The sequence below is a fragment of the Arthrobacter rhombi genome, from assembly GCF_900163545.1.
Classification (GTDB): Bacteria; Actinomycetota; Actinomycetes; order Actinomycetales; family Micrococcaceae; genus Arthrobacter_H; species Arthrobacter_H rhombi_A.
The window spans coordinates 1-15,789 of record NZ_FUHW01000006.1 but is presented as its reverse complement, the minus strand read 5'-3'; the positions used below and the strand labels follow the sequence as shown (position 1 = coordinate 15,789).

The 15,789-nt window shown below is 64.3% G+C and carries 15 protein-coding genes and 1 tRNA gene; 11 read left to right on the top strand and 5 right to left on the bottom strand.

The window, feature by feature from the left end; translation table 11 throughout:
• Nucleotides 1-2: 2 nt before the first annotated feature.
• Both FM101_RS01110 and FM101_RS01105 read right to left on the bottom strand, forming a co-directional pair.
• A complete protein-coding gene (locus FM101_RS01110; protein WP_086994218.1) occupies nt 3-1,142 on the bottom strand; it encodes a polyprenyl synthetase family protein in 1,140 nt (379 codons plus the stop codon).
• A complete protein-coding gene (locus FM101_RS01105) occupies nt 1,139-1,693 on the bottom strand; it encodes a MarR family winged helix-turn-helix transcriptional regulator (RefSeq protein WP_086994215.1) in 555 nt (184 codons plus the stop codon). The genes FM101_RS01110 and FM101_RS01105 overlap by 4 nt, the downstream gene beginning before the upstream one ends.
• Nucleotides 1,694-1,798: 105 nt before the next feature.
• On the opposite strand from FM101_RS01105, the gene FM101_RS01100 reads away from it, so the two are divergent.
• Both FM101_RS01100 and FM101_RS01095 read left to right on the top strand, forming a co-directional pair.
• Entirely contained in the window at nt 1,799-2,611 is an 813-nt protein-coding gene (locus FM101_RS01100) for a tryptophan-rich sensory protein (RefSeq protein ID WP_241895459.1), read from the top strand.
• 56 nt (nt 2,612-2,667) lie between these two features.
• On the top strand, nt 2,668-4,134 hold the full coding sequence (locus FM101_RS01095) for an SDR family oxidoreductase (RefSeq protein ID WP_086994213.1): 1,467 nt from the start codon (nt 2,668-2,670) through the stop codon (nt 4,132-4,134).
• A gap of 21 nt (nt 4,135-4,155) precedes the next feature.
• On the opposite strand, the gene FM101_RS01090 is transcribed toward FM101_RS01095, so the two are convergent.
• Nucleotides 4,156-4,629 carry an Lrp/AsnC family transcriptional regulator gene (locus FM101_RS01090; protein ID WP_086994210.1) on the bottom strand — a complete coding sequence of 158 codons (474 nt, stop codon included), beginning with the start codon at nt 4,627-4,629 and terminating at the stop codon, nt 4,156-4,158.
• A 395-nt stretch (nt 4,630-5,024) separates the two neighbouring features.
• Between FM101_RS01090 and FM101_RS01085 the strand changes: the two genes are divergently transcribed.
• The 6 genes from FM101_RS01085 (at nt 5,025) to FM101_RS01060 (ending at nt 9,562) form a co-directional block, all read left to right on the top strand.
• Nucleotides 5,025-5,240: a helix-turn-helix domain-containing protein gene (locus FM101_RS01085; protein ID WP_086994207.1), complete on the top strand. Its 216-nt coding sequence runs from the start codon at nt 5,025-5,027 to the stop codon at nt 5,238-5,240.
• Nucleotides 5,227-6,381, top strand: a complete 1,155-nt coding sequence (locus FM101_RS01080) for an alanine racemase (RefSeq protein ID WP_086994204.1) — start codon at nt 5,227-5,229, stop codon at nt 6,379-6,381. Before FM101_RS01085 ends, FM101_RS01080 begins: the two co-directional genes overlap by 14 nt.
• Before the next feature lie 83 nt (nt 6,382-6,464).
• Nucleotides 6,465-6,537 (top strand) — tRNA-Ala (locus FM101_RS01075).
• On the top strand, nt 6,502-6,717 hold the full coding sequence (locus FM101_RS16165) for a DUF4193 family protein (protein ID WP_086994259.1): 216 nt from the start codon (nt 6,502-6,504) through the stop codon (nt 6,715-6,717). The genes FM101_RS01075 and FM101_RS16165 overlap by 36 nt, the downstream gene beginning before the upstream one ends.
• A 146-nt stretch (nt 6,718-6,863) precedes the next feature.
• Nucleotides 6,864-8,075: an acetyl-CoA C-acetyltransferase gene (locus FM101_RS01065; protein WP_086994201.1), complete on the top strand. Its 1,212-nt coding sequence runs from the start codon at nt 6,864-6,866 to the stop codon at nt 8,073-8,075.
• Between the two features lie 14 nt (nt 8,076-8,089).
• The gene (locus tag FM101_RS01060) at nt 8,090-9,562 is read left to right on the top strand and encodes an enoyl-CoA hydratase/isomerase family protein (RefSeq protein WP_096224450.1); all 1,473 of its coding nucleotides are present in this window, start codon (nt 8,090-8,092) and stop codon (nt 9,560-9,562) included.
• Here FM101_RS01060 and FM101_RS01055 read toward each other — a convergent pair.
• Nucleotides 9,559-10,467, bottom strand: a complete 909-nt coding sequence (locus FM101_RS01055; RefSeq protein WP_086994195.1) for a cation diffusion facilitator family transporter — start codon at nt 10,465-10,467, stop codon at nt 9,559-9,561. The genes FM101_RS01060 and FM101_RS01055 overlap by 4 nt on opposite strands.
• 106 nt (nt 10,468-10,573) lie before the next feature.
• On the opposite strand from FM101_RS01055, the gene FM101_RS01050 reads away from it, so the two are divergent.
• The 3 genes from FM101_RS01050 to FM101_RS01040 all read left to right on the top strand — a co-directional run bounded on the left by FM101_RS01050 (nt 10,574) and on the right by FM101_RS01040 (nt 14,408).
• Nucleotides 10,574-11,725, top strand: a complete 1,152-nt coding sequence (locus FM101_RS01050; RefSeq protein WP_086994192.1) for a N(5)-(carboxyethyl)ornithine synthase — start codon at nt 10,574-10,576, stop codon at nt 11,723-11,725.
• 94 nt (nt 11,726-11,819) lie between these two features.
• On the top strand, nt 11,820-13,028 hold the full coding sequence (locus FM101_RS01045; protein ID WP_086994190.1) for an NAD(P)/FAD-dependent oxidoreductase: 1,209 nt from the start codon (nt 11,820-11,822) through the stop codon (nt 13,026-13,028).
• 144 nt (nt 13,029-13,172) lie between these two features.
• Nucleotides 13,173-14,408 (top strand): MFS transporter, encoded by a 1,236-nt coding sequence (locus FM101_RS01040; RefSeq protein WP_086994187.1) that lies wholly within the window; start codon nt 13,173-13,175, stop codon nt 14,406-14,408.
• Between the two features lie 13 nt (nt 14,409-14,421).
• Here the strand turns inward: FM101_RS01040 and FM101_RS01035 are convergent.
• Nucleotides 14,422-15,789, bottom strand: a 1,368-nt coding sequence (locus FM101_RS01035) for a sugar porter family MFS transporter (protein ID WP_218778251.1), incomplete at its 5' end; no start/stop codon positions are given.

The window sequence follows — 15,789 nt, the reverse complement described above, 5'->3', positions numbered from 1 at the left end:
GACTACTTCTTCCGATTCAGGACATGGTCGCCGATCGCGGCGAACTCCCCGAAGACTGCCGGAGTCAGGTCGAGACCCCTGGCCTCATTCAAGGCGGAGGTGACCAACTGCGCCGCGAGGGCGCGGGCTTGGGGCTCGGCGCCGCTGTCAGCCAAGGCCGAGCGCACGCTCTCGAGGTCGCTGCGGCCGACGGAATAGGCGTCCCGGGCCTGTCGGAACCCCTGATGGCCTTCCGCCTGTGCGGTCAGTACCGTGCGTTTTCCCGAACGAAGATCGGAGTCGATGGACTTCCCGGTCTCCTCCGGGTCCCCGAAGGTTCCCAGGACGTCGTCAATGATTTGGTAGGCGGTTCCCAGATTGCGTCCCAGCCCACCCAACCGTGCCGCCAGATGTGGTGGCGCCCCAGCGAGCAATGCCCCGGCTTGCAGCGGCGCCTCGAACGAGTAGATGGCGGTTTTCAGTCGTTCCATGTTCAGCACCTCCGACTCCGGTGTGCCGGCAGGGGAAAGGGAAAACACCAGGTCGTCGAGTTCCCCGGCGGCTGAAGCCAGGAGAGCGGAATGGACCACGTCGAGGATGGTGCGGGCGTTCGGTGAACTGGCGGAGGCTAATGCCGCCAAGCGAATGGAGCCAGCGAGCAGGATGTCGCCGGCGATGATGGAGGCTGAATGTCCTGCGTGTTCGGCGGTCTCCGCGGTATGGCCGAGGGTCAGGGCATCGTCGCGATACCCGGCTCCGAGGGTCGGGACGCCGCGCCGAACGAAATCGCGGTCGATGACGTCGTCGTGCATCAACAACGCTGCGTGAAGCATCTCGAAAGCGGCACCCAGGGTGGCTGCGGCCTCCGTGTCTCGGCCACCGAAGGCCCTGAAGGCGACGTGTACCAGATGCGGACGCGTTCGCTTTCCCCCGTCGAGGGTGGTCGCAAGGCGCCGGCACAGCAGGTCATAGTTCCGTGAGTTCAAACCCGGTGCCCGACGGTCTGCTCGTTGCTCAGCATCGAGGATCCGCTGAACCATCTGGCCGTAGTCGGCGGATGCCTTGTCGGGAGCCGGCTTGGTCGCGGTCGATTGGGGTGGCGGCCTCGTGCACTTGCTTCCCGCGGGGTCTGCGTGTTTCCATTCGTGCAATTCGGTACTCATTTGTCCTCCTTTCGTACTGTTTTGTTCGGGCTGGAGGCGGTGGCGGGTCCGCTTGCGTCGCCCGATTGCCCGTCGAACTCTTGGGCCATCGCGTCGATCCTCTCCTGGACTGCATCCGCAGCTCCTTGCAGATAGCGGGTAACGGCCTGCTGCTCCTTATCGTCCATTTCCCGGACCAACGAGTCGGTTTTGAGGATCATCGGCATGAGTTGCGCCATGGCTTCACGTACCGAGGAATCGGTGGGTTTGACCAGGACCCCACGGCGGTCCGTGGGGTGGGGGACACGTTCGGCATGACCGGCTTTTTCCAGTCGGTCGATGACGCTGGTGATGGCCGCGGTTGTCAGGTGGAGGGCTCCCGCCAATTTCGAAGGCGTGAGGGGTCCCAACTGCATGAGCTGTTGCATGGCCTGGAAATCGGTGTCATTCGTTTTCAGGTGCATCCGCATGCGGTATTCCATGACGTCATTGAGCACGAGGATCCTGCGCAGGTGCACTGATGCCGGGTGCATTCGGCCCGCCGGGGAGATGGTTTGCTCATTTTCTGCCATGGTTCCAGCCTTACTTGATAATAAGAAAATCTAGCTACATACTTGTGCATGAATCACTATTTGTCGAGTGCGACTCCCCTGAAGACGCTGAACCAGGAGCAAAGAATGCCGAGAGCCACAGCCCGCTGGGAAAAGATGGCGCCGCTGCTGACTGCTGCCGCCATGGCCTTGGCCATCGCTGGAGCTTTTCTCGGAAGCGGCGCCGTAGTGGGGACACCGGTGCAGGATGTGGCGGACGGTTGGCTGTCAGCGGATGGCACCATCTTGGCACCAGGTTCGGGAGCCTTTTCGATCTGGAGCATCATCTACCTGGGCCTCCTGCTCTACGCTGTGGTCCAGTTCCTGCCCTCGCGCAGGGATGATGTCCTGCACAACAAGCTTCGAGGATGGGCTGCGGCCTCCGGCCTGCTCAACGCCTTATGGCTCGGCGTAGTCCAACTGGGATGGCTGGCGGTCAGCGTGGTGGTGATCTTCGCTCTTGTGGCTACGCTGTGCGTCATCCTGGTGATTCTGCGGCGCAGCCCGGAGTCCAATCTGGTGGATCGTGTTGCCGTCGGCGGTACCTTTGGTCTCTATCTGGGATGGGTGTCGGTGGCCGCAGTCGCCAACGTATCGGCTTTGCTGGCCTCCTCTGGGTTCACGGGCTTCGGGCTTCCGGTTCCGGTTATCGCCGGCGTTGTCCTTCTGGTGGTCGCCGCTATTGGCGTGGGAACCGCGATGTATTCGCGAGGCCGCCTGGGGCCCGGCCTGGCCCTGGCTTGGGGACTGGCGTGGATCACCGTCGGCCGTACCGACGGCGGTCTGGAATCGACGCCCGTGGCTGTTTCCGCGGCGATTGCCGCAGGAGTCGTGCTCTCGGCCGTCGTGGTGGTACGAGTGGTCACGCGCGGGCCAGCCGCCGACGTCGCCTTGTCGTGACAGCCGTTTGTTGAACAACCAGTTTTTAAGAGCACCGCCCGACGAAGGAGAATCAGATGAGCATCATTGCCGTTGCAGGAGCCACTGGGTACGTCGGGGGTCGGCTGGTTCCGCTCTTGCTAGAACGGGGGCACTCCGTGCGGGTACTGACCCGAAATCCTGCCAAGCTCCGCGATATTCCGTGGGCCCATCAGGTCGAGGTCGTCGAAGGTGCCCTCGAAGACGCCCAGGCCGCGCAGCAGCTGGTCGAGGGGGTCGACGTCATGATGTACCTGGTGCATTCCATGGGCGGGGATGCCTCATTCGAACGGATCGAGCGCAGTTGTGCCCTCAATGTGGCCCAAGCCGCGCGCGAGGCGGGGCTCAAGCGCATCGTCTACCTCTCCGGGCTACACCCTGATGGCCAGCTCAGTCGTCATCTGGCTTCCCGCAAGGAGGTCGGAGAGATTCTTTCCACCTCGGGAACTCCGACGGTGGTGTTGCAAGCGGGGCTATTGATCGGCTCCGGATCCGCCAGCTTCGAAATGGTCAGGCACCTCACCGACGTCCTGCCGGTCATGCCCGCGCCCCGCTGGGTGAAGAACAGGGTTCAACCCATTGCCGTCAGGGATGCGCTCTACTATCTGGTCAGGGCCGTGGAGCTACCCGAAGGAGCCGCCGGGACCTTTGACATCGGTGGCCCCGACGCCCCCACCTATTCAGAAATGATGCGCGGTTATGCCAAGGTCGCGGGTCTTCGCCAGCCCTGGGTGATTGCCTTGCCCGTGCTTACCCCGTGGCTCGCTGGCCAGTGGGTCAACCTGGTGACCCCCATTCCGCGCGCGCTGGCTATCCCGTTGGTGGAGTCGCTGCAGCATGACTGCGTGGTGAAGGACCGAGGCATCGATGATCTGATTCCCCCTCCGGAGGGCGGCTTGACCGGCTATGAGCGCTCGGTGGAGTTGGCCCTGATCAAGATCGAAGCCGGGGCCGTGGAAACGTCTTGGGCAAATGCCGAAGTACTGGCGGAGCCGGCCGAACCGTTGCCCAGCGACCCGGAATGGGCCCGGCGGACCGTTTTCACCGACGACCGGGAACGGGCCTCTGAAGCCACTCCCGAGCAGGTCTGGAAGGTCATCGAAGGCATCGGTGGCGACAACGGCTGGTATTCCATGCCCTTGGCCTGGTCGGTGAGGGGCTGGATGGACAAATTGGCCGGTGGTGTCGGTTTGCGTCGTGGACGCCGAAGCAGGACGAATCTGATGCTTAACGATGTCGTTGACTGGTGGCGGGTCGAGGCTATTGACCCCGGGACGTCGTTGCTTTTGCGCGCCGAGATGAAGGTGCCAGGGGGCGCCTGGCTGGAATTGAGGGTCGAACCGGCTCCGGGGGGCGGAAGCGTGTACCGTCAGCGGGCGATCTTCTTCCCCCGCGGGCTAGGGGGCCGACTCTATTGGTTGGGGGTCCTTCCCTTCCACGGGGTCATCTTCAAGAGCATGGTGGACCAGGTGGTCCGGACTGCAGACCGACGTCCCGTCGTCTAGAACCCAGGGCTGGTCGGCGGGCTAGGGCTCCTCGAGCAGGCCGGTGGTGCGGTAGGGGATGACCTCGCGCAGGAACATCGACGTCGATGTTCGCGTGATCCCGGGGCAAAACCGGATGACCTCGCTGACCCGGTACAGGTCGTCGGGATCAGAGGCCACGACCCGAATCAGTAGATCGGTGTCCCCGGCCGGTGCGAAGCACTCGAGCACCTCGGGTATATCCCGTAATGCGGCAATTGCGTCGTCCAGCTTGGACTGGTCCAATTCAGCGGACACGGAGGCGGAGACCCCGCGCCCCAGGGCGGCGGGGGTGACGCGGCTGCTATTAGGGCGCATGGCGCCGGAGGCAGCAAGCTTTTCGAGGCGGGATTGGACGGTTCCCCGCGCCAGGCCGAGCCGCTGGGCCAGCATCATGATCGGGATGCGCGGATCCTGGTCCATGGCGGCCAGGATGCGGCGATCCGTGGTGTCGAGTTGATATCGCTCGGGTGTCACCCGGTGCTCCTTTGCTGGGGTGCTGCGGATGGCGTCGGCCAGATGTCGGTCAAAATGACCAACAGTCTTCGCGAACAGAATCTAAGATTAGTCATATTGTTCAGCCAAAATCAATACTGTTGCGCGGTTTGACCGATGAATGATCTATTGATGAGAGGAACTGGGCAATGCCACAAGCATTCGAAAGTCAGGTTGACGGTTCGGCGGCAACACCAGCGCTTCCGAAACGGCACGGCCCATCAGGCCCGCGACCAGTAGTCCTCTACGAGTATGGCCCGCGAGATTCCCGGAGGGGAATCCTGCGGGCCTACGTGACGTGACCCCGGATTGTCCCCATGCGCACCTAATGACTGGAAACGACGTCAAACCCGGGCTAACTTCGAGGTATGAGATTTATGCGTCTGGAAGACGTCGCCGAAGAGTTGAGCGTCAACATGCCTCAGGTCCGTTCACTGGTCCGGAGCGGCGAGCTTCCCGCCATCAAGGTCGGCGGCCGCGGCGTGTGGCGTGTGGAGCGCAGCGAACTCGAGGCCTATATCGAGCGTCAATATGTCGCCACCCGCGAGGGGCTCAAACAGGACGGCGGCATCACCTCTGATGGAAGCCGCTAAGGCCGCTGGGTTTCCCGCCGTCGTCCCCCCTTCACTGCAGACCCCAGCTGTTCTGATCGACCTGGAAATCCTCCGCCGGAACATCGACACACTGGCGCGGGCGGTATCCGCCCGGGGGCAGCGACTGCGCCCCCACGCCAAAACCCATAAAATCCTGAACATTGCCGCGATGCAGCTGGCGGCCGGAGCCACCGGCCTCACCGTAGCGACACTGGGGGAAGCCGAGGTTTTCGCCGATGCCGGCGTGGATGACCTGTTCATTGCCTATCCCCTCTGGGTGGGGGAGCCGATGGCACCACGCCTGGCGGCACTGGCCCGCCGCAGCCGGCTGCGCGTCGGCGTCGACTCTTGTGAAGGGGCACGAAATCTTGCTGCGAGGCTCGGCGACGAGGCTGGCCTGCCGGGGGTCATGATTGAGCTCGACAGCGGACACCACCGTAGCGGTACCGAACCTCAAGAAGCAGCATCCGTGGCCCTGGCCGCCCGCGAGACAGGATTGCGTGTTCTCGGGCTGTTCACCTTCCCCGGTCACAGTTACGGCCCCGGTGCCTCCGCCGGCGCCGTGGACGACGAATCGCGGGTTCTTCAACAGGGCGCCGCCTCGCTCCGGGCGGCCGGCTTCGACGAGCTCGAACTCAGTGGCGGTTCGACGCCGACGGCCTACGCATCGGAACCCGGCGCGGCAACCGAGCTCAGGCCCGGCGTCTACGTGTTCAACGATGCTCAACAGCTGGAAATGGGCCACTGCGACGTGGGGGACATTGCCCTGACCGTCGCGGCGACGGTCGTTTCCCGGCGCGAGCGCCCAGAGGGTGGCGGGCAGGTGGTGCTTGACGCCGGTTCGAAGATCCTTGGAGGGGATCGACCTTCCTGGGCCAGCGGATTCGGGCGGATTCTTGGCGCACCATCGGCACATGTTTCGGCGCTGTCCGAGCATCATGGAACCGTTGACTACCCGGCAGGAAGTCGACTACCCGACTACGGGGAGGTTTTGCAGGTGATCCCAAACCACGTTTGTCTGGTCCCGAATCTCGTGGATGTGGTGACTGTTGTGCAGCGGAAGGGTGGCAGCACCGAACGGCAGGCTCCCTACAAGATCGTCGAACAGTGGGCCGTGGCTGCACGCGGACAAAATAGCTGAACAACGGTCCGCATCTTTTGTGTTGCGCCCTTGAAGTGCGTTAAGCTGACCCACGTGGTCATCGCGTGTGATTTCATGTGCGCGGGGCTTTAGCTCAGTTGGTAGAGCGTTTCGTTCGCAATGAAAAGGTCGGGGGTTCGATTCCCCCAAGCTCCACCGCAGACGAGTCCAGCCAAGGGACATACCCCGGCTGGACTCGTTTTTTGTTCCGGCCTTTCGGCCCATCGACAGACCGCCGCCGAGTTCACCTGCGGCTCCTGTTGCCTTGTTCGGCACCGCCCCGAGCTGGCCCGGGAGAAGAACGGGCTGAACTTCTGCCTCGACTGCGCAGGCTAAGCAGGAGCGCAGAAGCGACGGCCGGCAGTTGCCCCGCACCCCCGGAATCGTCCGCGGCCCTGCCCACCCCCACCCGAAACGCCTACGATGGAACCAACGTGTCATGGCACACGCAGGACGGACGACGTGAAGGGAGCCGACCTGGCATGAGCAGCGAAGCCTATATTTATGACGCCGTGCGCACACCCCGCGGTCGCGGACGCCAGGGAGCCCTCCACGGGACCAAACCGATCTCACTGGTCACCGGTCTGATCGACGCTCTGCGGGAACGCAACCCGGGTTTGGATGAGTCACGCATCGACGACCTGATCCTCGGGGTGGTCACCCCGATCGGCGACCAAGGGGCCGATATCGCCCGGATCGCCGCCATCGCCGCAGGACTTCCTGACACCGTCGGAGGATTCCAGCTCAACAGGTTTTGCGCTTCTGGATTGGAAGCGACGAACCTTGCCGCCGCGAAGATTCGCTCCGGGTGGGAACATCTGGTCATCGCCGGGGGTGTGGAATCCATGTCACGGGTCCCTATCGGATCCGACGGCGGGGCCTGGGCCTTTGATCCTGCCACCAGCTACGACACCTCCTATGTCCCCCAGGGCATCAGCGCCGACCTCATTGCCACGATCGAAGGCTTCGACCGCAGGACCGTGGACGCCTTCGCCGCCAGATCCCAGCAGCGCGCCGCCACCGCCTGGGACCAGGGCTACTTCGAGCGCTCGATCGTGCCCGTGATGGACCAGAACGGCCTGGTTGTCCTGGACCACGATGAACATCTGCGCCGGGGGACCACCGTGGAGACCCTGGGGAGGATCCGTCCCGCTTTCGCCCTGATGGGCACCGACGGCGGCTTCGACGCCGTAGCGCTGGAAAAGTACCATTGGGTCCAGCAGATCGATCACGTCCACACCGGAGGCAACTCCTCAGGCATCGTCGACGGGGCCGCAGTGGTCCTGGTCGGTTCCGAATCAGTCGGCCACGATCTGGGATTAACCCCGCGGGCCCGCATCACCGCCGCCGCGGTCTCCGGAGCGGATCCAACGATCATGCTCACTGGACCCACCCCTGCCACCCACAAACTGCTCAAAACCGCAGGGCTGAGGCCGGAGGACATCGACCTATGGGAAATCAACGAGGCCTTCGCCGCCGTCGCCCTGAAATACCAACGTGACTTCGCCATCGACGAAGACCGCCTTAATGTCCACGGTGGCGCCATCGCGATGGGCCACCCCTTGGGCGCTACGGGGGCGATGATCCTGGGCACCATGGTGGACGAACTCGAACGCACCGGGCTCCGCCGCGCTGTCGTCACGTTGTGCATCGGCGGCGGCATGGGCGTCGCAACCCTGATCGAACGGGTCTGAAACGAAGGGTGGACATGGAAAAGCAAGAAGTCATCCGTGAGCAGGAAGACGACGCAGGGATCCTTACCTGGATCCTCGATGCCCCGGGAAAGGCAGTGAACCTGCTGGACGATGCCTTCATCGCCTCCATGACCGGGCGTCTGGATGCGCTCGAAGAACGGCGGGCCGAAAAACCCGCTGCCGTCACCGGAATCATCCTCACCTCCGCGAAGAAGAGCTTCTGTGCCAGCGCCGACCTGGAGGCGATGGCGGCCGCTACCCCCGCGGACGCCCGAACCGTGAACGACCTGGCCCGTCAATGGGGGCTACTGCTGCGCCGCCTGGAAACTGCCGGTGTTCCCGTCGTGGCTGCCCTGAACGGCGCGGCCATCGGAGGTGGCCTCGGCCTGGCACTGGCCACCCACCATCGCATCGCCGTTGACGACCCCGGCAACAGGTTCGGTTTACCCGAAGTAGATTTTGGGATCTGCCCGGGCGCTGGAGGGGTCCTGCGCACTACCCGCCTGCTGGGCATCGAACGCGCACTGGATGAGCTGCTGCTCAGTGCTGCCATCGTGGGGGCCCAGGATGGCCTCCAGCTGGGAATCATCGACCAGGTCCTCAAGGACGAGGAGGAGCTGCTGCCGGCAGCACGTCGGTGGATTCGTGAACATCCCGTGGCCCGCCAGCCCTGGGATACCGACGGTTACTTCTTCCCCGGCGGAGCGCCGCAGGTTCCCACCGGGGCCGGCCAGAACCCGTTGACAGAAATCCTCCAATTCCTTCCCGCACGATTGCGTGGCCGCACCGATGCCCTCCATAATCCAGCACCCCGCGCCATTCTCGCCGCCGCCGTGGAAGGCGCGCAGGTGGACGTGGCAACAGCCACTGCCATCGAGGCCCGCTACTACACCCAAACTGTCGTATCGCCGGTCTCCACGGCGATGATCGGCCTGCGGCACACCGACCGCAAGGCCGCAGGGCGCCAGGCCATTGACGCGACCACCGGTGCGGTTCCCGATGCCGCGACCACCGCTGCTGGCGAGACACCCGATGCCCCTGGAACCGGTAGGGCGGTGGAGGGTGAAGAGCGCCATCGCGGGCAGATGAGCGCCGCGAAGGTAGCCCGGCAGATGGGAGCAGACCTCCTAGAAGCGGCCCGAGTCACCGCGAGGGAGCTAGTTGCCCACGGGATGGCAGCGATTTCCGTTGAGCGTGCCGCCGAAAATGCGGGACTGGCATCGCCGCTGTTCCATGCCATCACCGAAGCCGTGCAGGAATCGCCCCGGGAGACCACCGATACCCCTGTTGGAGTGGGTCAGCAGGGGACTCCGGAGCTATCCACCGAGGTGGCGCAACGGCGCCTGCTCTCGGCGATAGCCCGTTCCGGGCGAGAACACCTCGGGGGACGGGATGCGGCGATGACCGCGGCCCTGAACATCGCCTCGGTGGACGGTGCCGGTTATCCGGCCTGGACCGGGGGGATCACCCGCTGGGAAGACGACTAGAACTCCAGCGAGGCCTCATCGCTGACCGAGAGTGACAACACGGCTGTTTCGATGACTTCATGGGCCTCGAGCTCGCGCTCGAGCCGCCGCATCTGCCGGGCCACATCCTCTTCCGGATCATTACCCACCAAATCCACTTCGGCCACCAGAAACAGCCGATCGGGTCCGATGTATTCCAAATGCAGGTAGGTGACCCGTTCGATTTCCTCATGACCCTGAAGGGCCAGGCCGACCTGGGCACGAATTTCGGGAGTCGAACTCGCGCCGATCAGAAACAGTCGATTCCTGTCGATGAGCACCAATGCCACGACGCCGAGCAGCACACCGATGACCATAGAACCGGCGGCGTCCCAGCGGGCATCACCGGTGATCTGGTGGAGGTAGATGCCAGCGCCGGCGGCGACGAGACCGACCAAGGCCGCGAAGTCCTCGGCCACCACGGCGCGCAGCGTCGTGTTCGAGGTCCGCAGGACCAGGTCGAGGGTCGACGTTCCTTGCGCCCGGGCTTTCCGACGGGCCTGCACCACCGCCTGGGTGAAGGACGAGCCCTCGATCAGGAAGGCCAGACCCAACACGGTGAAGGCGATTCCGGGTGACTCCACGGGTGCTGGATTGTTGAGCTCCTGGAGTCCATGCATGATCGAAAAGACGGCGCCAGCGGTGAAGATGCCCACGGCAGCGAACATCGACCAGACATAGGCTTCGCGACCGAAACCCAAGGGGTGACGGGAATCCTTCGGGCGGGCCGACCGGCGGTCGGCGATGAGCAAGAAGATTTCGTTTCCGGCATCGGCCCACGAATGCGCAGCCTCCGCAACCATGGAGGCCGACCCGGTCAGCAGGGCAGCCACCGACTTCGCGATCGCCACCAGGATGTTGGCGATGAACGCGATGACCACCGTCATGCTGGATTCTCCATGGTGCCAGTCTAGAACCGGAGCCCGTGGAATGGGCCCCGGTGTAGCCTAAGGCCAAGGGCGCCAGCGCGGCGCCCCGAAAAGGATGTGGACCATGGCAACTGAGAAGGAACCCGTTCTGGGTGTATTGGGCAAGTCGCGAAAAATTGACGAGCACCGCGTGCCGATCCACCCCGGCCATCTGGAACGCATCGACCCGGGACTGCGTGCCCGGATGGTCCTCGAGGAAGGGTACGGGGAACGGTTCGGATATTCGGACGCAGACCTGGCCACCCTGGTGCGGGCCGTATCGAACCGCACAGCGGTCATCGACGCCGCGGACACCGTCCTGCTGGCCAAACCGCAGGCCAGGGATCTTGAGGATCTACACGAAGGCCAGACCCTCTGGGGATGGCCGCATTGCGTGCAGGACCGCGAGATGACCCAGCTGGCGATCGACAAGAATCTGACGTTGATTGCCTTCGAAGCCATGAACCACTGGGCCAGCGATGGCGGGTTCTCCTTGCACGTCTTCCATAAGAACAACGAACTTGCCGGCTATTCCTCCGTCATCCATTCCATGGCGCTGACCGGGGTCACCGGGGACTACGGCCGCCGGCTGACCGCCGTCGTCATCGGTTTCGGGGCCACCGCCCGGGGCGCCGTCACCGCCCTGAAGGCCCACGGTGTAACGGATATCAGGGTGCTCACCAACCGGACGGTCGCCTCGGTGGCCGCGCCCATCCACTCGGTGCAGATGGTCCAGTTCGATCACGAGGACGGCCCCTACCTCAGCGAAGTGATTACCGATGACCGGGGGCGCGTTCCCCTTGCGCCGTTCCTGGCCGAAAGCGACATCGTCGTGAACTGCACCTTGCAGGACCCCAACAACCCCTTGCTGTATTTGCGCTTGGAAGACTTGGGCGCTTTCACCCCGGGCAGTCTGATCATCGATGTTTCCTGCGATGAGGGGATGGGATTCGACTGGGCGCGACCGACCACCTTTGCCGAACCGATGTTCACGGTCGGGAACAACATCGACTACTACGCCGTGGACCATAGCCCGTCGTACCTCTGGAATTCGGCCAGCTGGGAGATCAGCGACGCGCTGCTGCCCTTCCTGCCACTGGTCATGGGCGGCCCGGATGCGTGGGGAACCAGTGAAACCGTCACCCGCGCCATCGAGATTCGGGACGGTGCCGTCGCCAATCCCGCGATCCTCGAGTTCCAAGGACGTGCGCTGGGGTATCCGCACCGGCTGCTCTGAGGCCACTAGTGCTTGCACCCTGACGGGGCACGGGCCTACGTTGAAAGAACCAGCCCCCATCCCGGAGGCACGTAACATCAGCCAGGAGGTCATCATGGCAACATCGGACGGTACGGTCATCATCGGTGGGGGACTCGCGGCGGCGCATGCTGCCCAGACGCTACGCGAACAGGGGTACTCCGGGAGCATCACCCTGATCGCCGATGAGGCAACCCCTCCCTATGAGCGTCCGCCGCTGTCCAAGGAGTTCCTCCAGGGCAAACAGGATGCCGAAGCAGGCATCGCGCACGACGCCGAATGGTACGCAGCGCACGATGTGACCCTGGTGCTGGGTGGGCATGCCTCCGAGATCGACCGTCGGCGCCACGTGGTGCGGCTGGATTCGGGGGATGAGCACCCCTACGGGCAACTGCTGCTGGCTACCGGCGCCGATTCTCGTCATCTCGACCTTCCGGGAACCGATCTACCTGGGGTGATGATGTTGCGCCGTCTGGGCGATGCCCAGATCCTGAAGGATGCCCTGGCCACCGGGGGGCGCCTCGCCGTCGTCGGTGCCGGCTGGATCGGCCTCGAAGTGGCCTCCAGCGCCCGGCAGGCAGGGATGGAAGTCACCGTGGTCGCCCCGAATGACACGCCGCTGGAAAACGTCATGGGTGAAAAGATCGGCGCACATTTCGCCGAGGTGCACCGCAGCAACGGGGTCGAGTTGCGGATGGGTACCCAGGTGAACGGCATCATCGAACGTGACGGCCGGGCCGCCGGACTGGACACCTCGGACGGTGAGGTGCCGGCCGACGTCGTTCTCATTGCCATCGGCGCCGTCCCGGCCACGTCGCTGGCGGAGGCCGCCGGGCTTGAAACGGATAACGGGGTACTGGTCGACGGTTCGCTGCGCACCAGCGACCCCGATATCCTCGCCGCCGGCGATGTCGCCAACGCGGTGAACACCAAATTGGGTCGTCTGCGGGTCGAACACTGGGACAACGCCATCCGGCAAGGCGAACTGGCAGCGAAGACGATCCTGAAACATGCTGACCGGTACGACTGGCTGCCCTACTTCTTTACCGACCAATTCGATCTGGGCATGGAATACGTCGGGCATGCCGGGCCCGGTGCTCAGGCCGTCGTCCGCGGGAGCCTGGAATCGGGGGAGTTCATTGCCTTCTGGCTTGAGGAAGGCGTCGTTACCGCGGCCATGAACGTGAACATCTGGGATGTCAACGACACTCTGCGCTCCATCGTGGGCCGCGCGGTGGCTCCCGAGCGGCTCGCCGACACCAAGGTTGAACTCGCCGATCTCTGAGTCCTGGTCGGGGCTCCGCGTCGTCGATGGTGCGGGAATGGAACGGTGTCCTTAGACTGTTGTGGTCGATACGCGCCACGGACGGCAATGAGGCACCTGGCCGGTCACCCTCCACCGCAGAATCCCGAAGGTAGGAACCGCCGCATGACCCACCCGCCACATAGCACCATGCTTACCGGGCGTCCCCTGTTCATTGCCATGGTCTCGCTGGCATTGGGCGGATTCGGTATTGGCACCACCGAGTTCGCCATCATGGGCCTGCTTCAGGAGGGGGCATCCGACCTCGGCGTGGGCAACGCCGACATGGGGCTGATGATTTCCGCCTACGCCCTCGGCGTGGTGGTCGGCGCCCCCTTGCTGACCGCGCTGGGCGCCCGGGTGGCCCATAAGACGATGGTGTCCTGGCTGATGGTGTTTTTCACCCTCGCCAACTTCTCCTCGTTCCTGGCCCCGACCTACGATTCGATGCTGGTGACCCGTTTCCTCTCCGGGCTGCCCCACGGAGCCTACTTTGGGCTCGCCGCCATCCTCGCAGGGAACCTGGTCCCCGCCACCATGCGTGGCCGGGCGATCGCCTGGGTCATGATGGGCCTGTCGGTGGCCAATGTGTTGGGGGTCCCCGCGGTGACCTGGCTGGGTCAGCAGTTGGGATGGCGTTGGATGTTTGCCTCGGTGGCGCTGATCGGTGTCCTGACGTTGATCTGTATCCGACTCTGGGTTCCCTATAACCCGATCCATGAAGGTGCCAGCATCCGCCGGGAACTGACCGCGTTACGCAGTGGACGGGTCTGGCTGGCCATGGCCACCGGCATTGTGGGATTCGGCGGCTTCTTCGCGGTCTACTCCTATATCTCACCGACATTGACCGACGTCACCGGCCTCGAAAAGGGGGCCGTCCCCCTGGTCCTGAGCCTCTACGGGATCGGGATGGTCCTGGGAAACCTGTTGGGTGGGCGGCTGGCCGACTGGTCGGTCCACGGCAGCATCTACATCGCCACCTCGGCCATGGTCGTGTTCATGAGCGCCTTCGGGATCCTCTCGCCCTACCCGGTGCCCGCCCTGATCCTGGTCTTCATCCTCGGCGGGACAGGATCCATCCTGGTGCCGAGCCTGCAGGCCCTGCTCATGGACTCGGCGCCGAAGGCTCAATCACTGGCGGCCTCGTTGAACCACTCCGCGCTGAACGTCGCCAACGCCCTCGGCGCCGCCTTGGGTGCCGTAGTCATCAAACTCGGATTTGGCTACCAGGCCCCGTCCTTCCTCGGGGCAGGCCTGGCCCTGCTGGGTCTGTGCCTGGCGTTGCTGACCGCCCGGGTCTTCAAAGCCCGTGCCGCCGCCGACGCGGCCGCCGTGGCACAGACTTCGGGACAGCTCAGCTAGGACCGTCGGACCATCAGGTGGCCCGGGCCCGCGACCAGGACTCGATTTCTTCCAGACTGCGTCCCTTGGTCTCGGGGACGAGCTTGACGGCGAAGAGCCACCCCAGCGCGCAGATGAGGGCATAGAGCCAGAACGTCCACGACTTGCCCAAGGCGTCGAAGAGGGACAAGAAGGTCAGCGACACCACGAAATTCATGCCCCAGTTGCACATCAGGGTCGCGCTCATGGCCGAGCCGCGGATCCGTTGCGGGTAGACCTCGGAGGGCAGGACGAAGACGACGATCCCGACGCTGGCGCCGAAGGCCGCGATGTAGATCGCCAGACACACCATGGCGATCCATCCTGCCGAAAGGTCCAGGCTCTCTCCGTGCAGCACGAAGCCGAGCACGAGCAGCGTGATGCTCATGACGGCGAATCCGGTCATCAGCAGGACGCGGCGTCCGATCCTATCGACCAGGGACATGCCGACAATGGTCATGATGACGTTCACGGCACCGATGCCCACCGTGCCCAGGATCGCGGTGGAGGCCCCGAGCCCGGTGCTGTTGAAAATCGTGGGGGCGTAGTAGATGACGCTGTTGATGCCGCTGGCCTGACCGAAAACGGAAACCCCGATACCGGCGATCAGGGCAGGACGAACCCAGGGGGTCGTGAGGTCGCGCAGCGTGGATTTGGGTTGGACGTCCTCGTGGATGGACCGGTGGATCTCCTGGTATTCGCTCTGGGCGGTCTGCGGGTCCCTGAGCCTGCCCAGAACGGTGCGGGCCTCGTCGGTACGCCCCTTTTCGAAGAGCCAGCGCGGGGTTTCGGGCAAAAAGAGCATCCCTACGCCCAGCACGATCGCCGGGATGACGCCGAGGCCGAACATCCAGCGCCAGCCGCCGTCGTGGGCGAACAGCGCGTTGGTCAGGTAGGCGGCGAGGATGCCGATGGTGATCAGCAGTTGGTTCGCCGAAACCAGTCGGCCGCGGATCGCCGGGGGTGCTGCTTCGGCGATGAAGAGCGGAACCAGGACCGAGGCGGCCCCGACCGCGACTCCCAGCACCAGGCGGGCCACGACGAGGAATTCCGCCGTGGGGGCGAAGGCCGCCAACAGGGCGCCGATCGTGAACACCGCTGCGGCGGTGATGATCGTGTTCTTGCGGCCAAAACGGTCCGAGAGGGGCCCGCATCCGACGGCGCCGATGATCGCCCCGACCAGGATGGAACTGACGACCACACCTTCGGTGAACGGTGTCAGCGAGAAGTCGTCGTTGATGAAGAGCAGTGCCCCGGAGATCACCCCGGTGTCGTAGCCGAAGAGGAATCCCCCGACGGCGGCGATGGCGCTGACCGCATAGACCAATTTCGGTGATTTCGGGGCAGGGGCAGGGGGCGTGGG

Coding starts and splice junctions, on each gene's coding strand:
- FM101_RS01110 (WP_086994218.1), bottom strand. CDS start 1,142: ATGAGTACCGAATTGCACGAATGGAAACACGCAGACCCCGCGGGAAGC.
- FM101_RS01100 (WP_241895459.1), top strand. CDS start 1,799: ATGCCGAGAGCCACAGCCCGCTGGGAAAAGATGGCGCCGCTGCTGACT.
- FM101_RS01105 (WP_086994215.1), bottom strand. CDS start 1,693: ATGGCAGAAAATGAGCAAACCATCTCCCCGGCGGGCCGAATGCACCCG.
- FM101_RS01085 (WP_086994207.1), top strand. CDS start 5,025: ATGCGTCTGGAAGACGTCGCCGAAGAGTTGAGCGTCAACATGCCTCAG.
- FM101_RS01040 (WP_086994187.1), top strand. CDS start 13,173: ATGACCCACCCGCCACATAGCACCATGCTTACCGGGCGTCCCCTGTTC.
- FM101_RS01095 (WP_086994213.1), top strand. CDS start 2,668: ATGAGCATCATTGCCGTTGCAGGAGCCACTGGGTACGTCGGGGGTCGG.
- FM101_RS01060 (WP_096224450.1), top strand. CDS start 8,090: ATGGAAAAGCAAGAAGTCATCCGTGAGCAGGAAGACGACGCAGGGATC.
- FM101_RS01065 (WP_086994201.1), top strand. CDS start 6,864: ATGAGCAGCGAAGCCTATATTTATGACGCCGTGCGCACACCCCGCGGT.
- FM101_RS16165 (WP_086994259.1), top strand. CDS start 6,502: ATGAAAAGGTCGGGGGTTCGATTCCCCCAAGCTCCACCGCAGACGAGT.
- FM101_RS01080 (WP_086994204.1), top strand. CDS start 5,227: ATGGAAGCCGCTAAGGCCGCTGGGTTTCCCGCCGTCGTCCCCCCTTCA.
- FM101_RS01055 (WP_086994195.1), bottom strand. CDS start 10,467: ATGACGGTGGTCATCGCGTTCATCGCCAACATCCTGGTGGCGATCGCG.
- FM101_RS01045 (WP_086994190.1), top strand. CDS start 11,820: ATGGCAACATCGGACGGTACGGTCATCATCGGTGGGGGACTCGCGGCG.
- FM101_RS01050 (WP_086994192.1), top strand. CDS start 10,574: ATGGCAACTGAGAAGGAACCCGTTCTGGGTGTATTGGGCAAGTCGCGA.